The organism is Kocuria rhizosphaerae, assembly GCF_044462265.1.
In the GTDB taxonomy this organism is placed as follows: Bacteria; Actinomycetota; Actinomycetes; order Actinomycetales; family Micrococcaceae; genus Kocuria; species Kocuria rhizosphaerae.
The window spans coordinates 1-18133 of record NZ_JBISWL010000035.1; the positions used below are offsets into that span (position 1 = coordinate 1).

Below are 18133 nucleotides of genomic sequence, written 5' to 3' on the forward strand. Positions count from 1 at the left end.
ATCTCCGACAGCCTGATCGCGACCCTGCCCGGTTCCACGTATGTGGACGAGGCGGTGTTCCGTGCCGAGCAGGAGCGGATCTTCGAGCAGATGTGGTTCTGCGCGGTGCGCGCTGCCGATCTGGACAAGCCCGGGGCGTTCCGCACGGTGCAGGTGGGGCGGGAGTCCATCATCATCACCCGCAACCGCAAGCACGGGATCCGGGCGTTCTACAACATCTGCCGTCACCGCGGGGTGAAGCTGTGCATGGAGGACACCGGTGAGGCCGGGCGGTCCTTCCAGTGCCCCTACCACGCCTGGACCTACGACTTCGACGGCAAGCTCATCGCGGCCCCGAACCTCACGAAGATGCCCGACATCGACCGGCAGGAGTACGGGCTGGTGTCGGTGCCGGTGCGGGAGTACCTGGGCTACGTGTGGGTGTGCCTGGCCGAGGAGCCGCCCTCCTTCGAGGAGGACGTGATGGGCGACATCGAGGATCGGCTGGGCGACACCCAGGCGATCGAGGGCTACAACGTCGAGAACCTGGCCCTGGGCCGGCGGATCACCTACGACGTGAAGGCCAACTGGAAGCTGATCATCGAGAACTTCATGGAGTGCTACCACTGCGCCACGATCCACCCCGAGCTCACCGAGGTGTTGCCGGAGTTCGCCGACGGGCTGGCCGCGCAGTACTTCGTGGGTCACGGGGCGGAGTTCGGCGAGGACGTGCTGGGCTTCACCGTGGACGGTTCCGAGGGCCTGGAGAAGCTGCCCGGGGTGGACGAGGACCACGACCGGCGCTACTACGCGATCACGGTCAAGCCGACGGTGTTCGTGAACCTGGTGCCCGACCACGTGATCATCCACCGGATGTTCCCGATGGCCGCCGACCGCACGATCGTGGAGTGCGACTGGCTCTACCTGCCCTCGGTGGTGGAGTCGGGCAAGGACGTCTCGGCCTCGGTGGAGCTCTTCCACCGGGTCAACCAGCAGGACTTCGACGCCTGTGAGCGCTGCCAGCCCGCGATGGGCTCCAAGATCTACGCCAAGGGCGGGGTCCTGGTGCCCTCCGAGCACCACATCGGCGCCTTCCACGACTGGATCACCGAGAAGGTCGGCGACGTCGTGCCGGCGCCCGGCAGCTAGTCACCGGCCCTCGGACAACCGGGATCCGGGTCCGTCGTGCCGCAGAGGGCCGGCCCGGGCGGTCGCGTCGAACTCCTCGACGTGGCACCGGGCCGGCCGGACCGTCCGGACCGCCGGTACGTTCCGCCCACCCAGAAGATGCACACCCAGGCAGGAGCCTTCCATGACCGTCGTAGACACCGTTTCCTCCGCCGCGCAGCCGGCCGTCGCCCCCACGGAGGCGCCCGACGCGCAGGCACCCTCCCCGTTCGTGCTGACCCTCACCTGCCAGGACCAGGTCGGGATCGTCCACGCCGTCACGGAGTTCCTCCTCGCCCACGGGGCCAACATCAACGAGCACCAGCAGTTCGACGACACGGTGCACCGTGTCGTCCACCTGCGCACCGCCTTCACCGGCCCGTCCGAGCTGAGCCTCGAGACGCTGGAGACGAACTTCGTCCCCATCGCCGATCGGTTCGGGATGAGCTACCGCATCCACGACCAGACGCCGCCCCGGTTGCTGGTCATGGTCTCCAAGAGCGGCCACTGTCTCAACGACCTGATCTTCCGCTGGCGGGCCGGTGGCCTCGGAGGCGAGATCGCCCTGGTGGCCTCCAACCACGAGGACCTGCGCCCCATGGCCGAGGCGGCCGGCCTGCCGTACGTCCACATTCCCGTGTCCCCGGCCACCAAGGAGGAGGCCGAGCAGCGGATGCTGGACCTGGTCGAGGAGCACGACATCGACCTCGTGGTGCTGGCGCGCTACATGCAGATCCTCTCGGACGACCTCTGCCGCGCGCTGGAGGGCCGGGCCATCAACATCCACCACTCCTTCCTGCCGGGCTTCAAGGGGGCCCGTCCCTACCACCAGGCCTACGAGCGGGGCGTGAAGCTGGTCGGTGCCACCGCCCACTACGTGACGGCCGACCTGGACGAGGGGCCGATCATCGAGCAGGAGGTCATCCGGGTGGATCACACCCACGATCCGCGAGCACTGTCCACCGTGGGGCAGGACGCGGAGGCCCTGGCCCTCTCCCGCGCGGTCCGCTGGCACTGCGAGCGCCGTGTGCTCCTGGAGGGCTCCAGCACCGTCGTCTTCCGCTGAGCCCCGCGGTCCCAGCGGCAGCCCGGTACGCCCCGGCGCGCGGAGACCGCGAACCGCTCCACGACCCGGCGACGACCCGCCGGCGCGGCCCCGTCCGCCCGCTGGACCGTCGCCACCAGACCTGCGGCCCCGACCCTGCTTCGCCACCGGGGCCGGGGCCGCAGACCCACGCCCTCCATCAACGCCCATCGAAGGGGACACACCATGATCGGTTCGGAAACCGTCAACGACTACCTGGAGCGCCTGGCGGCCCGGGAACCGACGCCCGGGGGCGGAGCGGCCGGGGCCCTGCACGCGGCCCAGGGCGCCGCCCTGATCGCCATGGTGGCGCGCTACACCACGGGTGCGAAGTACGCGGAGCACGAGGAGCGGTCCACCCGGATCGCCGCCCGCGCCGACGACATCGTTCCGGCGGCGCTGCAGGTGGCCGACGACGACGAGAAGGCCTTCGCGGCCGTGATCGCCGCCTACCGGCTGCCCTCGGCCTCCGAGGAGGACCGGGCCGCCCGGTCCCGCGCCGTCCAGCAGGCCACGGTCGCGGCGGCCGCACCACCGCGGGCCCTGATCGGGCTGGCGACCGAGATCATCGACCTGGGGCGGCAGCTGGCGGAGTTCAGCAATCCCAACGTGATCAGCGATGTGGCCGCCGCGTCCGAGGCCGCCCGGGCCGCCATCGCCACGGCCCTGATCACCCTGGACATGAACATCACCGCGATCAAGGACGAGCAGACCCGGGCGGACTTCACGGCGGAGCTCCGGGACGCCCACAACGCCATCCTCGCGGCCCAGGCCGTGACGGACCGCGTGCGGGAGAAGGTGACGGCATGATCGCGCTCCCGCTGCTCGGAGCTCCGGTCGCGCGACGGCTGCGGACCGAGACCGACAAGAACGTCACCACGCTGCGCCACCGCGGAGTGGTCCCCGGACTGGCGGTCGTGGTGGCCACCGACAACGAGGCGACCCTGTGGTACGTCCGCTCCATCGCGCGCGCCGCGGACAAGGCGGGCGTCAACTGCACGGTCGTCGACCTCGGAGCCGATGCCGGCGCGGACGAGATCGCCTCGACGCTCTCGCTGCTGAGCGCGGACGAGGACGTGCACGGGATCATCCTGCAGACGCCCCTGCCGCCGGGCGTGGACGGAGACGAGCTGGTGGCGCACATCAGCGCGGCCAAGGATGTCGACGGGGCCAATCCCCTGAGCCTGGGGCGTCTGGCCGTGGGGCAGGAGGCCTTCGCCCCCGCGACCGCCCGGGCGGTGGTGGAGCTGCTGGAGCACCACCGGGTGTCCCTCGCCGGCCGGCACGTCACGGTGGTGGGGCGCTCGGCGGTCGTCGGAAAGCCGCTGCTGCTGCTGCTGCTGCAGCGGGACGCCACCGTCACCGTCTGCCACTCGCGCTCCCAGCCCCTGGAGCGGTACACGTCCGAGGCGGGGATCGTCGTCGCGGCGGTGGGACGGCCCGGTCTGCTCACCGGGGACCACGTGCGCCCCGGCGCGGTCGTCGTCGACGTCGGCACCAATGTCCTGGAGAACGGCGAGCTGGTCGGCGACGTGGACCCCGTCTCGATGACCGAGGTGGCCTCGGCCCTCACGCCGGTCCCCGGCGGTGTGGGCACGGTGACGACCGCCCTCCTCGTGCTGCACACGACACAGGCGGCGCTGCGGCTCACCGAGGAGCTGGCCTCCGTTCCGACGGTCGGGGCGGGTGCCCCTTCCTGAGCGCATGACGGCCGGACCGGCCGGGCCGTCCGCGTCCGGCCGGTCCGGAACGGCCACGTGCCGGCCCGGCTCCGGGGCGCCCGTGACGCCGTGCGGCTCAGAGCACCTGGCGGATCTGCGTCTCGAAGTCCCTGACGTGGTTCAGCATGATCGTGCCCGCCTCCTCGGCGGCACCCTCCAGGACGGCCGTGAGCAGGGCGCTGTGGACGGTGATGTGCTCCTGCAGCTCGGGAATGCGGTCGGCCACCACGCACCAGATCCGGGTGGCCAGGTTGCTGTAGCGCTCCAGCGTGGCCTGCAGGTGGGAGTTGCCCGCCCCCGCGTAGATCGCCCGGTGGATGCGCACGTCCCAGCGCAACGCCTCGTCCCGGTTCAGCCGCTCGTTCCCCGGGTCGGTCAGGCGGTCGCGCAGCTCCTCGAGCTGGGGCCGGGCGTCCCCACCGCGCCGTTCCGCCGCCAGCCGCGCGGCGAGGGGCTCCAGCACCTCGCGCACCTGCGAGATCTCCGACAGGGCGGTGATGTCCACCGTGGTGGCGAACGTGCCGCGGCGGGAATAGGTGACCACCAGGTGCTCGGACTCGAGCCGCTTGAGCGCCTCGCGCAGCGGTGTCCGCCCGAGGTTCAGCTCCTGCGAGAGGCGTCCCTCGTTGAGCGGAGCTCCCGGGGGGATGTCCAGGAAGATCAGCCGGTCCTGCAGCTGCAGGAACGCCTGGTCGGCCAGGGAGAGCGGTTCGTCCCGGGCGTGGAGGGGCGTGGTGGACATGAGATGTGCGCTTTCCGTTCGCGTCGGAGGAGCCGCCGTGGGCGGGCTCTCCCGGACGGGTCTTTCGTCTACCGTAGCGTTCCGCATCGGCGGACGCGGACCGGGGCGGGTTCCGTGCAGCGGCGCCGGCGCCCCGTGCTCGTCCCCGAGGAGTCGTGTCCCGCCGGGCGGGCTCACAGAACGGTCCGCATGGTCCGCTCGAAGCTGGTGACGTGCTCGAGGGCGAGATCGGCGGCCTCGTCGGCTCGCCCGGCGGCGATCGCCTCCAGCAGCCCGACGTGCTCGTGCACGTGAGCGGAGACCGTGGGCACCCGGTCCAGCACGAGGCACCAGATGCGGGTGGCGAGGTTGTCCAGCCGCACCAGCGTCTCCTCGAGGTGGGCGTTGCCCGCGGCCCGGTAGATCAGGCGGTGCACGGTGAGGTCCGCCCGCATGAAGGCGCGGTTCGTCGGTTCGCCACCGGAGAGGTCCCCGAGGGTGTGGACCAGAGCGTGCATCTGCTGCCGCACGGCCGGCGGAGCCGCCAGCGCGGCCTTGTGCGCGGCGAGCGGTTCGAGGTTCCTGCGCAGCTCGGAGACGTCGGACAGCGCGGTGATGTCCACCTGCGTGGCGAAGGTCCCCCTCCGGGGGTAGGAGACCACCAGGTGGTCCGTCTCCAGCCGCTTGAGCGCCTCCCGGACCGGGGTCCTGCCGATGCCCAGCTCGGTGGCCAGGTGCGCGTCATGGATCATCGCGCCCGGCCGGATCTCGAGCACGGTCAGGCGGTCGCGCAGCTGCTGGTAGGCCTGGTCGGCCAGCGACGCGGGGACTTCGGTGCGGTACTCGGGAAGTGCGGTGACGCTCATGACTCCACTCCTGGATCGGGGCCGACGCTGTGGTGTCCGGTGGCTTCTCGTCATCCATTGACACCCCGGCACCCCTAGCATACCTTTGGACCACAGCTGATATATCAAAACCGTATCAGCAACGGAATGCGAAACGTTGAGGAGCCCAGGGATGCCCGATCTGAACACTCATCTGGCCGAAGCCGACCCGGAGATCGCGGCGGCCATCGACCAGGAACTGGTCCGCCAGCAGTCCACGCTGGAGATGATCGCCTCCGAGAACTTCGCGCCGAGCGCGGTCATGGAGGCCCAGGGCTCGGTCCTGACCAACAAGTACGCCGAGGGCTACCCCGGCCGGCGCTACTACGGCGGCTGCGAGCACGTCGACGTCGTCGAGCAGCTGGCGATCGACCGCGTGAAGGAGCTCTTCGGCGCCGAGCACGCCAACGTCCAGCCCCACTCGGGGGCGCAGGCCAACGCGGCGGCGATGTTCGCGCTGCTGGACCCGGGGGACACCATCCTCGGCCTGAACCTGGCCCACGGCGGTCACCTGACCCACGGCATGAAGCTGAACTTCTCCGGCAAGCTCTACAAGGTCGCCGCCTACGGCGTCTCCGAGCAGGACCACCGCATCGACATGGACGAGGTCGAGCGCCTCGCCCTCGAGCACCGGCCGAAGATGATCGTCGCCGGGTGGTCCGCGTACACCCGTCAGCTGGACTTCGCGCGCTTCCGCGAGATCGCCGACCAGGTCGGTGCCTACCTCATGGTGGACATGGCGCACTTCGCGGGCCTGGTCGCCGCCGGCCTGCACCCCAACCCCGTGCCCTTCGCGGACGTCGTGACCACCACGACCCACAAGACCCTGGGCGGGCCCCGCGGCGGGGTGATCCTGTGCAAGCAGGAGTACGCCAAGAAGATCAACTCGGCCGTCTTCCCGGGCCAGCAGGGCGGACCGCTCGAGCACGTGATCGCCGGCAAGGCCGTGGCCTTCAAGTACGCGGCCGGCGAGGAGTTCGCCGACCGGCAGCGCCGGACCCTCGAGGGCGCGAAGATCCTCGCCTCCCGCCTGCTCTCCCCGGACGTGCTCGCCGAGGGGATCAGCCTGGTCAACGGCGGCACGGACGTGCACCTGGTGCTCGTGGACCTGCGCCACTCCGACCTCGACGGCCAGCAGGCCGAGGACCGGCTGCACCGCATCGGGATCACGGTGAACCGCAACGCCGTGCCGTTCGACCCGCGCCCGCCCATGGTGTCCTCCGGCCTGCGCATCGGCACCCCGGCCCTGGCGACCCGCGGCTTCGGCGCCGAGGAGTTCACCGAGGTGGCCGACGTCATCGCCGCGGCCCTGACCCGCGACCTGACCGATGAGCTCACCCAGGAGCTCCGGGGCCGGGTCACCGCGCTCACCGAGCGCTTCCCGCTCTACCCGCACCTGTCCGCCCCCGTCCTGAACGGAGCCGTGTGATGGCCGATCTGCTCCCGGAGCACCCGGACTTCCTCTGGCGCAACCCGGACCCGAAGTCCTCCTACGACGCGGTGATCGTCGGCGGCGGCGGGCACGGGCTGGCCACCGCCTACTTCCTGGCCGCCTACCACGGCATGACCAACATCGCCGTGCTCGAGCGCGGCTGGCTGGCCGGCGGGAACATGGCGCGGAACACCACGATCATCCGCTCCAACTACCTGTGGGACGAGTCCGCGGCGATGTACGAGCACTCCCTGAAGCTGTGGGAGCGGCTGCCCGAGGAGCTGGACTACGACTTCCTCTTCTCCCAGCGCGGGGTGATGAACCTCGCGCACACCCTGCAGGACGTGCGGGAGAGCGTGCGCCGGGTCAACGCGAACAAGCTCAACGGCGTCGACGCCGAGTGGATCAGCCCCGAGCAGGTCAAGGAGCTGTGCCCGATCATCAACATCGGCGACGACATCCGCTACCCGGTCATGGGCGCCACGTACCAGCCGCGCGCCGGCATTGCCAAGCACGACCACGTCGCCTGGGCCTTCGCCCGCAAGGCCGACGCGCTGGGCGTGGACATCATCCAGAACTGCGAGGTCACCGGCTTCATCAAGGACGGCGACCGCGTGGTGGGCGTCGAGACCAGCCGCGGGACGATCAACACGGGCAAGGTCGGGCTCTGCGGGGCCGGGCACAGCTCCGTGCTCGCCGAGCTCGCCGGGTTCCGCCTGCCGATCCAGTCCCACCCGCTGCAGGCGCTGGTCTCGGAGCTGCACGAGCCGGTGCACCCGACCGTGGTCATGTCCAACCACGTGCACGTCTACGTCTCCCAGGCCCACAAGGGCGAGCTGGTCATGGGCGCGGGCGTGGACGCCTACAACGGCTACGGGCAGCGTGGGTCGTTCCACGTGATCGAGCAGCAGATGGCCGCATCCGTGGAGCTGTTCCCGATCTTCGCCCGGGCGCATGTGCTGCGCACCTGGGGCGGGATCGTGGACGTCACCCTCGACGCCTCCCCGATCGTGTCCAAGACGCCGGTGGACCAGCTCTACGTCAACTGCGGCTGGGGCACCGGCGGGTTCAAGGGAACCCCCGGGGCCGGGTACTCCTTCGCCCACACCATCGCCAACGACGAGCCCCACCCGCTGAACGAGCCGTTCTCCCTGGAGCGGTTCGAGACCGGGGTCCTCATCGACGAGCACGGCGCCGCCGCCGTGGCCCACTGACGGACCAGGAGAGAGAACATGCTGCTGATCGAGTGCCCCTTCTGCGGGCCGCGCGACGAGACCGAGTACCAGTACGGCGGGGAGGCCCACGTGCCCTACCCCGAGGACCCGTTCCAGCTCTCCGACAAGGAGTGGGCGGAGTACCTCTTCTACCGCAACAACCCCAGGGGCCTGCTCGCCGAGCGCTGGGCGCACACCGTCGGCTGCCGCCGCTGGTTCAACGTCGTGCGCGACACCGTGACCTACGAGATCAAGGCCGTCTACCGCATGGGCGAGTCCGCCCCCCAGATCGGAGGTGTCCGGTGACCGACCAGACCTACCGCCTGCCGCCGGAGCGCAGCAGCGCGAGCAGCATCGACCGTACGAAGCCGCTGCGCTTCACCGTCGACGGCCAGGAGTACACCGGCTGGGCCGGGGACACCCTCGCCTCCGCCCTGCTGGCCTCCGGCCGGATCACGTGCGGGGACTCCCTGTACCTGGGCCGGCCCCGTGGGATCGTGGCCGCCGGGGTCGAGGAGCCCAACGCCCTCGTGAAGGTCGCCGCGCGCACCGCCGCCGACGTGGACGAGTCCATGCTCCCGGCCACCACCGTGGAGCTCGCCGACGGGCTGGTCGCGTCCTACCTGCGCGGACTGGGCCAGCTGGACCCCCGCACGGACGAGGCCGTCTACGACCGCAAGTACGTCCACACCGACGTGCTGGTCGTCGGGGCCGGGCCCGCCGGCCTGTCCGCGGCCCGGGAGGCCGCCCACACCGGCGCCCGCGTCATGCTGATGGACGAGCAGCCCGAGGCCGGTGGCTCCCTGCTCTCCGGGCGCTCGGAGATCGACGGCGTGCCCGCCCGCACCTGGGTCGAACAGACCCTCGCCGAGCTGGCGGCCGCCCCGGAGGTCACGGTCCTGCACCGCACCACCGCGATCGGCAACTACGACGCCAACTACGTGGTGGCCGTCCAGCGCCGCACCGACCACCTCGGTGGGGCGCCCGCTCCGGCGGTGTCCCGCGAGCGGATCTGGCACGTGCGCGCCCGCCAGGTCGTGCTGGCCACCGGCGCCCACGAGCGTCCGATCGTCTTCGAGAACAACGACCGGCCCGGGATCATGCTCGCCGATGCGGTGCGCACCTACCTCAACCGCTGGGCCGTGGTTGCGGGCTCGCGGGTCGTGGTGGCCACCACCAACGACTCCGCCTACACCGTGGTCGAGGACCTCGTGGCCGCCGGCGTGGACGTCGCCGCCGTGGTCGACTCCCGCACCGACGTCCAGGGCCGGCCCGCCGAGATCGTGGCCGAGACCGGGGTGCCGCTGTTCAGCGGCAGCACCGTGGTCGACACCCTCGGCGAGGGCGAGGGCGGCCGGGTCAGCGCCGTGGTCGTCAGCACGATCGACGACGACGGGCGGCCCACAGGACCGTACGAGACGCTCGAGGCCGATCTGCTGGCCGTGTCCGGCGGGTGGACCCCCGTGGTGCACCTGCACAGCCAGCGGCAGGGCCGGCTCACCTGGAACGAACGGCTCGCCGCGTTCGTGCCGACCGCGCCGGTGCGGGACCAGCAGACCGCCGGGTCCGTCAACGGCACCTTGGACCTCCCCGGCTGCCTGGCGGACGGGGCCCGGGCAGGAGCACTGGCCGCCCGCCGCACGGGACTCGAGGGCGAGGTGCGCGTGCCGGTCGCCGCGCCGGAGGAGTTCGCGCCCGTGCGTCCGCTGTGGCTCGTGCCCGGCCGCACGGGGGAGCCCGCCGAGTGGCGCCACCACTTCGTGGACCTGCAGCGGGACCAGACCGTGGCCGACGTGCTGCGCTCCGTGGGTGCGGGCATGAGGTCGGTGGAGCACGTCAAGCGCTACACCTCCATCTCCACCGCCAACGACCAGGGCAAGACCAGCGGGGTGAACGCCATCGGCGTGATCGCCGCGGCCCTGAAGGACCCGGACGTCGGCGGGATCGGCACCACCACCTACCGCGCCCCCTACACCCCGGTGGCCTTCGCCGCACTCGCGGGCCGGGAGCGCGGCGTGCTCTTCGACCCCGCCCGGGTCACCCCCATCCACCCGTGGCACGTGGCCCACGGGGCGCTGTTCGAGGACGTCGGGCAGTGGAAGCGCCCCTGGTACTACCCCCAGCCGGGGGAGGACATGGACGCCGCCGTGCTGCGCGAGTGCGCCGCCGTGCGCGAGTCGGTCGGGTTCATGGACGCGACCACCCTGGGCAAGATCGAGATCCGGGGCAAGGACGCCGGGGAGTTCCTCAACCGGATCTACACGAACGCGTTCAAGAAGCTCAAGGCCGGCATGGGCCGCTACGGGGTCATGTGCACGGCGGACGGGATGGTCTTCGACGACGGCGTCACGCTGCGCCTGGACGAGGACCGCTACCTGATGACCACCACCACCGGTGGGGCCGCCAAGGTCCTGGAGTGGCTCGAGGAGTGGTCCCAGACGGAGTGGCCCGAGCTCGACGTGGTCTGCACGTCCGTGACCGAGCAGTGGGCGACCGTCGCCGTCGTCGGCCCGAAGTCCCGGGCCGTGATCGCGAAGCTCGCCCCGGAGCTGGACGTCTCGCAGGACGCGTTCCCGTTCATGGCCTTCCGCGAGACGACCCTGGCCTCGGGGATCCCCGCGCGGATCTGCCGGATCTCCTTCTCCGGAGAGCTGGCGTTCGAGATCAACGTGGCCGGCTGGTACGGGCTCGCGGTGTGGGAGGCCGTGGCCGCGGCCGGCGAGGAGTTCGGCATCACCCCCTACGGCACCGAGACCATGCACGTGCTGCGCGCGGAGAAGGCCTTCCCGATCGTGGGCCAGGACACCGACGGCACCGTGACCCCGCAGGACCTGGGCATGGAGTGGGTGGTGTCCAAGACCAAGGACTTCATCGGCAACCGCTCCTACGCCCGGGCCGACACCAGCCGGGAGGACCGCCAGCAGCTCGTGGCCGTGCTGCCGGTGGACCCGGACTACCGGCTGCCGGAAGGTGCACAGCTGATCACCCACGGCACGCCCGTCACCCCGCAGGAAGGACCCGTGCCCATGGAGGGCCACGTGACCTCCAGCTACCGCAGTGCCGCCCTGGGCCGGACCTTCGGTCTGGCCCTGGTGAAGAACGGCCGCCACCGCATCGGCGAGACGCTCCAGGCCCCGCTCGACGGGCAGCTCGTGGACGTCGTCCTCGCCGAACCCGTCCTCTACGACCCCGAAGGGAAGCGCCGAGATGGCTGAGCAGCTCCTGACCGACGACGCCACCGACACCACGACCCTGCGCCGCAGCCCGCTCGCGCACCTCGAGCAGCCGATGCGCGAGCAGACCGTGAGCGGCGAGCGGGGCGTGGCCCTGCGCGAGATCCCGTTCCTCACCATGGTGGGCCTGCGCGTCGTCCCCGGCACCGCCGCGGCCACGGCCGTGGCCGCGGCGGCGGGGATACCCCTGCCCGGCGGCCACGGGCAGGTCACCGGCAGCCCGGACGGCACGGCCCTGCTGTGGCTGGGCCCCGACGAGTTCCTGCTCGTGGGCCCCGAGGGGGTCGGACCCGCGGAGCTCGGCCCCTCGGGGACCGACCTGGCGAAGGCGGGGTCCGACGAGGCCGGCACCGCCGCCGAGCTGGCCCGGGCCCTGGGCACCGAGCCCGGGCAGGCCGTGGACCTCTCCGCCAACCGCACCACGCTCGAGCTGTCCGGGCCCTCGGCCCGGGCCGTGCTCGAGAAGGGCTGCCCGATGGACCTGCACCCGCGGGCCTTCGCGGTCGGCGCCGCCGTGGCCACGACCCTCGGCCCGGTGCAGGTGCTGCTGTGGCGCACGGGGGAGGAGGTCTATCGGATCCTGCCGCGGGCGTCCTTCGCGGACTACACCGCCCGCTGGCTCCTGGACGCCATGACGGAGTTCGCCGCCCCCGAGGTGCCCTGATGGCGCTGAGCGTCCTCGACCTGTTCTCCGTGGGCATCGGGCCTTCCTCCTCCCACACGGTGGGCCCGATGCGCGCGGCCAGGCTCTTCGCCGAGGGCCTGCGCGCCGACGGCCTCCTGGAGCGGGTGGTGCGGGTCCGTTCGGAGCTCTACGGCTCCCTCGGCGCCACGGGGCACGGCCACGGTTCGGACAAGGCGGTGGTGCTCGGCCTGCAGGGGGAGGATCCTGAGACCGTGGACACGGACACCGCGGACGACCAGGTGCGCCGGGCGGCCGAGCAGGGGGAACTCCTCCTGGCCGGCATCCGGCCGGTGCCGTTCGACCGCTCCGGGGACGTGGTGATGCACCGGCGGAAGTCCCTGCCGGCCCACCCCAACGGGATGACGTTCTTCGCCTGCGGGGAGGACGGCGAACTGCTGCGGGAGCGGACCTACTACTCGGTGGGCGGGGGCTTCGTGGTGGACGGGGACGCCTCCGGATCGGACCGTGTGGTCCAGGACAGCACGGAGGTGCCCTATCCCTTCACGAGCGGCCGGCAGCTCCTGGAGCACTGCCGGCGCGAGGGACTGAGCATCGCCGAGGTGATGCTCGCCAACGAGGGCTCCTGGCGCTCCGAGGCCGAGACGCGCGACGCGCTGCTGCGGATCTGGGGGGTGATGCAGGAGTGCGTGGAGAACGGCTGCACCCGCACGGAGGCCCGCCTGCCCGGCGGGCTGAAGGTGCGCCGCCGGGCGCCCGCCCTGCGGGCCCGTCTGCGGGAGGCCGAGGCGGCGGACGCCGCCGCCCCGGTCCGGCCCGCCTCGGACCCGCTGCAGGCCATGGAGTGGATCAACCTCTACGCCCTGGCCGTCAACGAGGAGAACGCCTCCGGCGGACGGATCGTCACCGCGCCGACCAACGGAGCGGCCGGCATCATCCCCGCCGTGCTGCACTACTACGCCCGGTTCATCGCCGGGGCCGACGAGAACGGCGTGGTGGAGTTCCTGCTGACGGCGGCGGCCGTCGGCATCCTCATCAAGGAGAACGCCTCCATCTCGGGAGCCGAGATGGGGTGCCAGGGTGAGGTCGGTTCGGCCTGCTCCATGGCCGCGGCCGGACTGTGCGCGGTGCTCGGCGGCTCCCCGGAGCAGGTCGAGAACGCCGCCGAGGTCGGCATCGAGCACAATCTCGGGCTCACGTGCGACCCTGTGGGTGGGCTCGTGCAGATCCCGTGCATCGAGCGCAACGCCATCGCCAGCACGAAGGCCATCAACGCGGCCCGCCTGGCCATGCACGGCGATGGCGAACACAAGGTCTCGCTGGACCAGGTCATCAAGACCATGCGCGAGACCGGCAATGACATGAAGATCAAGTACAAGGAGACCTCCCGTGGTGGCTTGGCCGTCAACGTCGTCGAATGCTGAACAGCGCCTGCAGCCGGAGTCCGTGCCCACCGCACGCTCCACGACCGAGCTGGTGCTGACCCTCGACTGCCCCGAGAAGGCGGGGATCGTGCACGCCGTCAGCGGCGTGCTGCTGGACCACGGCTGCAACATCGTGGAACTGACGCAGTTCGACGACCGCCGGCTCGGCCACTTCTTCATGCGCGTCCACGTGGCCCCGGCCACGGGGGAGGCCCTCGACCAGGAGGCACTGCGCAGGGACCTCGCCCCCGTGGCCGAGAAGTTCGACATGCGCTGGGAGCTCAACGAGCACCGGGCGAAGCGGCGGGTCCTGGTGATGGTCTCCAAGTTCGGCCACTGCCTCAACGACCTGCTCTTCCGCGCCCGCACGGGCGAGCTGCCCGTGGACATCGTGGCGGTGGTCTCCAACCACCGGGACCACCAGCGCCTCGTCGAGTGGCACGGCATCCCGTTCTTCCACGTTCCCGTCACCCCGGACACCAAGCCCGAGGCCGAGGCCCGCCTCCTCGAGCTGGTCGACCGCTTCGAGGTGGACCTCGTCGTCCTGGCCCGCTACATGCAGGTGCTCTCCGACCAGCTGGCCACGCGGATGGAGGGACGGGTGATCAACATCCACCACTCGTTCCTGCCCAGCTTCAAGGGTGCCAAGCCGTACCACCAGGCCTACGAGCGCGGGGTGAAGACCGTGGGCGCCACGGCGCACTACGTCAACGCCGAGCTGGACGAGGGCCCGATCATCGCCCAGCAGGTCGTGGGCGTGGACCACACCTACGGGCCGGAGGACCTCGTGGCCGCCGGCCGGGACACCGAGTGCAAGGCGCTCTCCGATGCGGTGAAGTGGCACTGCGAGGGCCGCGTGATCCTGCACGGCAACCGGACGGTCGTCCTGCGCTGAGCCACTCTCCCGTTCCCGCGCCGCAGCCGCGCGCGGGAACGGGAGAGTACGTCCTCCGGTCTGTACGAGGGGGCCCCGTGCTGGTAGACCGGGGGGCAGGCGCCCTGCCCGGGGCCCGAGGGGAGCGTCGGCATGGCAGAGCTTCAGTGGCGGCGCATCCACCTGCCGGACACCACGCTGGAGGTCGCCGTCCGCGGAGCCGGGGACCCGGTGGTCGTGGTCCAGACGGCCGCGACCGCCGACGAGTTCGTGCCGTTCGCGACGCGGCCCGAGCTGGACGACCATCGGCTCGTCCTCTACCACCGGCGCGGCTATGCCGGAAGCGACCCGGTCCGGGGTCCGGGTTCGATCGCCCGCGACGCCCGCGACTGTCGGCACCTCATGGCGGCCCTCGGGATCGAGCGGGCCCACCTGGTGGGCGGTTCCTACAGCGCCGCCGTCGCGCTGCAGCTGGCCGTCGACACCCCGGATCGCGTGCACACCCTGACGCTGATCGAGCCCCCACCCGTCTTCACGTCCGCGGCCGACGACTTCCTCGCGGCCACCGACCGGATCCTGGAGGACTACCGGTTGCACGGTGCGGCACCGACTCTCGACAGCTTCCTGAGCCGCGTGGTGAGTCCTGACTGGAGAGTCGAACTCGACCGTCACCTGCCGGGCAGCGCCGCCCGGGCCGAGCGGGACGCCGACACGTTCTTCGGCACGGATCTGCCGGCCCTGCGCGACTGGAGCTTCGCCGCGGAGGACGCTCGCCGGATCACGGCTCCGGTCCTGTACGTCGGAGGGTCCGAGAGCGGTCCGTGGTTCGCGGAGGTCCACCGGGAGGTTCTGCGGCGGTTCCCGCAGGCCCAGGACGTGACGGTGGCCGGGGCCGGTCACTCCCTGCCGGTCACCCACCCCGCCGAGGTCGCGGCCGCCGTGGGGGCCTTCCTGCGCGTGCACCCCCTCGGCCTGCCATGATGGGTCCGACCGCGAACCCGCCACCGACGAGGACCCCCGTGACGACGATCCCCGTGACGACGATCCCCGACGAGCTCGACACACCGTGCATCATGGTCGACCGCGAGCTGCTGCAGCGCAACGTCGACCGGATGGCGGAGGCGGTCCGTGCGGCGGGACTGGAGCTGCGGCCCCACGCCAAGACCCACAAGGTCCCCGAGATCGCCGCCCGGCAGCTGGCCGCCGGTGCCGTGGGGCTGACCGTGGCCACGATCGGGGAGGCAGAGGTGTTCGCCGAGCACGGCGCCGAGGACCTGTTTCTCGCCTACCCGCTGTGGGTGGGCCCCCGGCAGGCCCGGCGGCTGCGGCGGCTCACGGAGCGCGCGCGGGTCTCCGTGGGCGTGGACTCCGCCGAGGCGGCCGTGACCATGGGGACCCACCTGGCGGACGCGGCCGGCGAGCTCACCGTCCTCGTCGAGGTCGACAGCGGCCACCACCGCAGCGGGGTCCACCCCGCGCAGGCCGTCGACGTCGCCCGCGCCGCGGCCGGGGCGGGACTCCACGTGGCCGGGGTCTTCACCTTCCCGGGCCACAGCTATGCCCCCGGCATGCCGGCCGAGGCCGCGGCCCAGGAGCAGGGGGCGCTCGCCGAGGCGTCGGAGCTGCTGAGCACCGCCGGCTTCGCCGTGACCCGCCGCAGCGGCGGCTCCACCCCCACGGCCCTGCTCACCGAGGGGACGGTCGCCACGGAGGTCCGTCCCGGCGTCTACGTCTTCGGCGACGCCGAGCAGCTGGAACTCGACCGGTGCGCGCCGGAGGACATCGCCCTGACCGTCGCCGCGACCGTCGTCAGCCGCCACGAGGGGGGAGCGGGGATCCCCCGGCGGATCGTCCTGGACGCCGGCAGCAAGGTCCTCGGCAGCGACCGCCCCGCCTGGGCCACGGGCTACGGGCGGCTGCTGGACCACCTCGACGCGCGGATCACGGCACTGTCCGAGCACCACGCGACCGTGGTGTGGCCCGAGGACCAGCCCCTGCCCGCCCTGGGGGAGCGCCTGCGGGTGGTCCCCAATCACGTCTGCCTGGCCATGAACCTGGTCGACGACGTCGCCGTGGTCGGCGGCGGCGTACTCGTCGACCGCTGGACCGTGGCCGCCCGGGGCAGGAACTCCTGAGCCCCCCGAGGGGACGACCACCGCCGAGGAGGCACCATGAGGACCGTTGTCCAGATGTTCGAGGACGCCGTGGAGCAGCACGGCGACAAGGCGCTGACCATCGAGCCGGACGGGCGGCGGCTGAGCTACGCCGAGGTCCGTGCGCTGCGGGACGAGCTGGCCGGCGCCCTCACCTCCCTGGGCGTGCGCGCGGGCGACAGGGTCGCGGTCAGGACGGAGAAGCTGCCCGAGGTCATCGCCCTCTACCTGGCCACGCTCCAGCTCGGGGGCATCTACCTGCCCCTGAACACGGCGTACACCGGCAACGAGCTGCAGTACTTCATCGACGACGCGCGCCCCGCGGTCTTCGTCTGCGCCCCCGGCGAGGAGGAGCGGCTGGCCGAGCACGGCTCCGGCGGCGTCTCCTTCGTCTCGATGGGGCCGCACGGGACGGGCACGCTCCTCGCCCGCCCGGCCGCCCGTGCCGCCGAGCCGGTCGAGGTGGACCTCGACGCGCCGGCGGCCATCCTCTACACCTCCGGCACGACGGGCCGCTCCAAGGGCGCCGTGCTGACCCACCGCAATCTCGCGAGCAACTGCGCCACCCTCACGGAGGCGTGGGAGTTCGGCTCCGAGGACGTGCTCATCCACGCGCTGCCGATCTTCCACATCCACGGCCTCTTCGTGGCCGTCAACATGGTGGTGACCACCGGAGCCGGCATGCACTTCCTGGACACGTTCGACGCCGGGACGATCATCGACCTCATGCCCTGCTCCACCGTGCTGATGGGGGTGCCGACGTTCTACACGCGTCTGCTCAAGCACCCGGGACTGACCGCGGAGGCGACCCGGAACATGCGCCTGTTCGTCAGCGGCTCGGCACCCCTGAGCGCACAGACGCACCACGAGTGGAAGGCCCGGACCGGTCACGCCATCCTCGAGCGCTACGGCATGACCGAGACCGGGATGATGTGCTCCAACCCGTACCACGGGGAGCGCCGGGCCGGAACCGTCGGCCTGCCCCTCGAGGGAATCAGCATCCGCGTCGCCGGCCGGGAGACGAACGCCGAGCTCCCGACCGGAGAGGTCGGCGTCATCCAGGTCTCGGGCCCCAACGTGTTCGGCGAGTACTGGAACATGCCGGAGAAGACCGTAGAGGAGTTCACCGAGGACGGGTACTTCGTCACCGGCGACCTGGGCGTCTTCGACGAGGACGGCTACCTCTCCATCGTCGGGCGGGACAAGGACCTCGTCATCTCCGGCGGATACAACATCTACCCCAAGGAGATCGAGGACCTCATCGACGAGCACCCGTCGGTGCGCGAGTCGGCGGTCGTCGGGGTGCCCCACGAGGACCTGGGGGAGGCACCCGTCGCCGTCGTCGTGCTCGACGACCCCGCCGACGGCGATCCCGAGGAGATCCTCGGATCCATCCGTCCTCGTCTCGCACGGTTCAAGCAGCCGCGAGCCGTCGTGTTCAGGGACGAACTGCCGCGCAACGTGATGGGCAAGGTCCAGAAGGCCGAACTGCGCCGCGAGTACGCAGAGCTCCTCGGGAGGCCGCAGGCGCCGGCCGGAACCGAGGGCTGAGGCCTCCACGACCCGGACACCGCACAGGGCGTCCTCCCGGTCCGGGCCGGACC

16 protein-coding genes are annotated in these 18133 nt (G+C 71.7%); 14 read left to right on the top strand and 2 right to left on the bottom strand.

Translation table 11 applies throughout. The features are described from left to right. The 4 genes from ACH9EU_RS04390 to ACH9EU_RS04405 form a co-directional block, all read left to right on the top strand. A partial coding sequence (locus tag ACH9EU_RS04390; RefSeq protein WP_396412725.1) for an SRPBCC family protein occupies positions 1–1128 on the top strand: 1128 nt, incomplete at its 5' end. A gap of 163 nt (positions 1129–1291) precedes the next feature. Continuing rightward, a complete protein-coding gene (gene purU, locus ACH9EU_RS04395) occupies positions 1292–2212 on the top strand; it encodes a formyltetrahydrofolate deformylase (protein ID WP_396412726.1) in 921 nt (306 codons plus the stop codon). A 204-nt stretch (positions 2213–2416) separates the two neighbouring features. Beyond that, complete coding sequence (locus ACH9EU_RS04400; protein WP_396412727.1) at positions 2417–3040, top strand: cyclodeaminase/cyclohydrolase family protein; 624 nt, start codon at positions 2417–2419, stop codon at positions 3038–3040. Continuing rightward, positions 3037–3930 carry a tetrahydrofolate dehydrogenase/cyclohydrolase catalytic domain-containing protein gene (locus tag ACH9EU_RS04405; RefSeq protein WP_396412728.1) on the top strand — a complete coding sequence of 298 codons (894 nt, stop codon included), beginning with the start codon at positions 3037–3039 and terminating at the stop codon, positions 3928–3930. The genes ACH9EU_RS04400 and ACH9EU_RS04405 overlap by 4 nt, the downstream gene beginning before the upstream one ends. 97 nt (positions 3931–4027) lie before the next feature. Here the strand turns inward: ACH9EU_RS04405 and ACH9EU_RS04410 are convergent, their stop codons facing one another. After that, a complete protein-coding gene (locus ACH9EU_RS04410; protein WP_396412729.1) occupies positions 4028–4693 on the bottom strand; it encodes an FCD domain-containing protein in 666 nt (221 codons plus the stop codon). Between the two features lie 173 nt (positions 4694–4866). After that, positions 4867–5538 carry an FCD domain-containing protein gene (locus tag ACH9EU_RS04415; RefSeq protein ID WP_396412730.1) on the bottom strand — a complete coding sequence of 224 codons (672 nt, stop codon included), beginning with the start codon at positions 5536–5538 and terminating at the stop codon, positions 4867–4869. Positions 5539–5689: 151 nt separating this feature from the next. Between ACH9EU_RS04415 and glyA the strand changes: the two genes are divergently transcribed. From glyA to ACH9EU_RS04465, 10 genes are all read left to right on the top strand, one after another. After that, positions 5690–6985 carry a serine hydroxymethyltransferase gene (glyA, locus tag ACH9EU_RS04420; protein WP_396412731.1) on the top strand — a complete coding sequence of 432 codons (1296 nt, stop codon included), beginning with the start codon at positions 5690–5692 and terminating at the stop codon, positions 6983–6985. Continuing rightward, the gene (locus ACH9EU_RS04425) at positions 6985–8202 is read left to right on the top strand and encodes a sarcosine oxidase subunit beta family protein (protein WP_396412732.1); all 1218 of its coding nucleotides are present in this window, start codon (positions 6985–6987) and stop codon (positions 8200–8202) included. Before glyA ends, ACH9EU_RS04425 begins: the two co-directional genes overlap by 1 nt. An 18-nt stretch (positions 8203–8220) precedes the next feature. After that, positions 8221–8508: a sarcosine oxidase subunit delta family protein gene (locus ACH9EU_RS04430; protein ID WP_396412733.1), complete on the top strand. Its 288-nt coding sequence runs from the start codon at positions 8221–8223 to the stop codon at positions 8506–8508. Next, positions 8505–11417 carry a sarcosine oxidase subunit alpha family protein gene (locus ACH9EU_RS04435; RefSeq protein WP_396412734.1) on the top strand — a complete coding sequence of 971 codons (2913 nt, stop codon included), beginning with the start codon at positions 8505–8507 and terminating at the stop codon, positions 11415–11417. The genes ACH9EU_RS04430 and ACH9EU_RS04435 overlap by 4 nt, the downstream gene beginning before the upstream one ends. Continuing rightward, positions 11410–12099, top strand: a complete 690-nt coding sequence (locus tag ACH9EU_RS04440; RefSeq protein WP_396412735.1) for a sarcosine oxidase subunit gamma family protein — start codon at positions 11410–11412, stop codon at positions 12097–12099. The genes ACH9EU_RS04435 and ACH9EU_RS04440 overlap by 8 nt, the downstream gene beginning before the upstream one ends. Next, positions 12099–13502, top strand: a complete 1404-nt coding sequence (locus ACH9EU_RS04445; RefSeq protein WP_396412736.1) for an L-serine ammonia-lyase — start codon at positions 12099–12101, stop codon at positions 13500–13502. Before ACH9EU_RS04440 ends, ACH9EU_RS04445 begins: the two co-directional genes overlap by 1 nt. A 22-nt stretch (positions 13503–13524) precedes the next feature. After that, entirely contained in the window at positions 13525–14397 is an 873-nt protein-coding gene (gene purU, locus ACH9EU_RS04450) for a formyltetrahydrofolate deformylase (RefSeq protein WP_396412737.1), read from the top strand. 132 nt (positions 14398–14529) lie between these two features. Then, positions 14530–15357, top strand: a complete 828-nt coding sequence (locus ACH9EU_RS04455) for an alpha/beta fold hydrolase (protein ID WP_396412738.1) — start codon at positions 14530–14532, stop codon at positions 15355–15357. Positions 15358–15410: 53 nt separating this feature from the next. Continuing rightward, complete coding sequence (locus tag ACH9EU_RS04460; RefSeq protein ID WP_396412740.1) at positions 15411–16511, top strand: alanine racemase; 1101 nt, start codon at positions 15411–15413, stop codon at positions 16509–16511. Positions 16512–16547: 36 nt separating this feature from the next. Beyond that, positions 16548–18080 carry an AMP-binding protein gene (locus tag ACH9EU_RS04465; protein WP_396412739.1) on the top strand — a complete coding sequence of 511 codons (1533 nt, stop codon included), beginning with the start codon at positions 16548–16550 and terminating at the stop codon, positions 18078–18080. The last annotated feature ends 53 nt before the right edge of the window (positions 18081–18133 follow it).

Coding starts and splice junctions, on each gene's coding strand:
- glyA (WP_396412731.1), top strand. CDS start 5,690: ATGCCCGATCTGAACACTCATCTGGCCGAAGCCGACCCGGAGATCGCG.
- ACH9EU_RS04465 (WP_396412739.1), top strand. CDS start 16,548: ATGAGGACCGTTGTCCAGATGTTCGAGGACGCCGTGGAGCAGCACGGC.
- ACH9EU_RS04425 (WP_396412732.1), top strand. CDS start 6,985: ATGGCCGATCTGCTCCCGGAGCACCCGGACTTCCTCTGGCGCAACCCG.
- ACH9EU_RS04400 (WP_396412727.1), top strand. CDS start 2,417: ATGATCGGTTCGGAAACCGTCAACGACTACCTGGAGCGCCTGGCGGCC.
- ACH9EU_RS04455 (WP_396412738.1), top strand. CDS start 14,530: ATGGCAGAGCTTCAGTGGCGGCGCATCCACCTGCCGGACACCACGCTG.
- ACH9EU_RS04410 (WP_396412729.1), bottom strand. CDS start 4,693: ATGTCCACCACGCCCCTCCACGCCCGGGACGAACCGCTCTCCCTGGCC.
- ACH9EU_RS04415 (WP_396412730.1), bottom strand. CDS start 5,538: ATGAGCGTCACCGCACTTCCCGAGTACCGCACCGAAGTCCCCGCGTCG.
- ACH9EU_RS04405 (WP_396412728.1), top strand. CDS start 3,037: ATGATCGCGCTCCCGCTGCTCGGAGCTCCGGTCGCGCGACGGCTGCGG.
- purU (WP_396412726.1), top strand. CDS start 1,292: ATGACCGTCGTAGACACCGTTTCCTCCGCCGCGCAGCCGGCCGTCGCC.
- ACH9EU_RS04445 (WP_396412736.1), top strand. CDS start 12,099: ATGGCGCTGAGCGTCCTCGACCTGTTCTCCGTGGGCATCGGGCCTTCC.
- ACH9EU_RS04440 (WP_396412735.1), top strand. CDS start 11,410: ATGGCTGAGCAGCTCCTGACCGACGACGCCACCGACACCACGACCCTG.
- ACH9EU_RS04430 (WP_396412733.1), top strand. CDS start 8,221: ATGCTGCTGATCGAGTGCCCCTTCTGCGGGCCGCGCGACGAGACCGAG.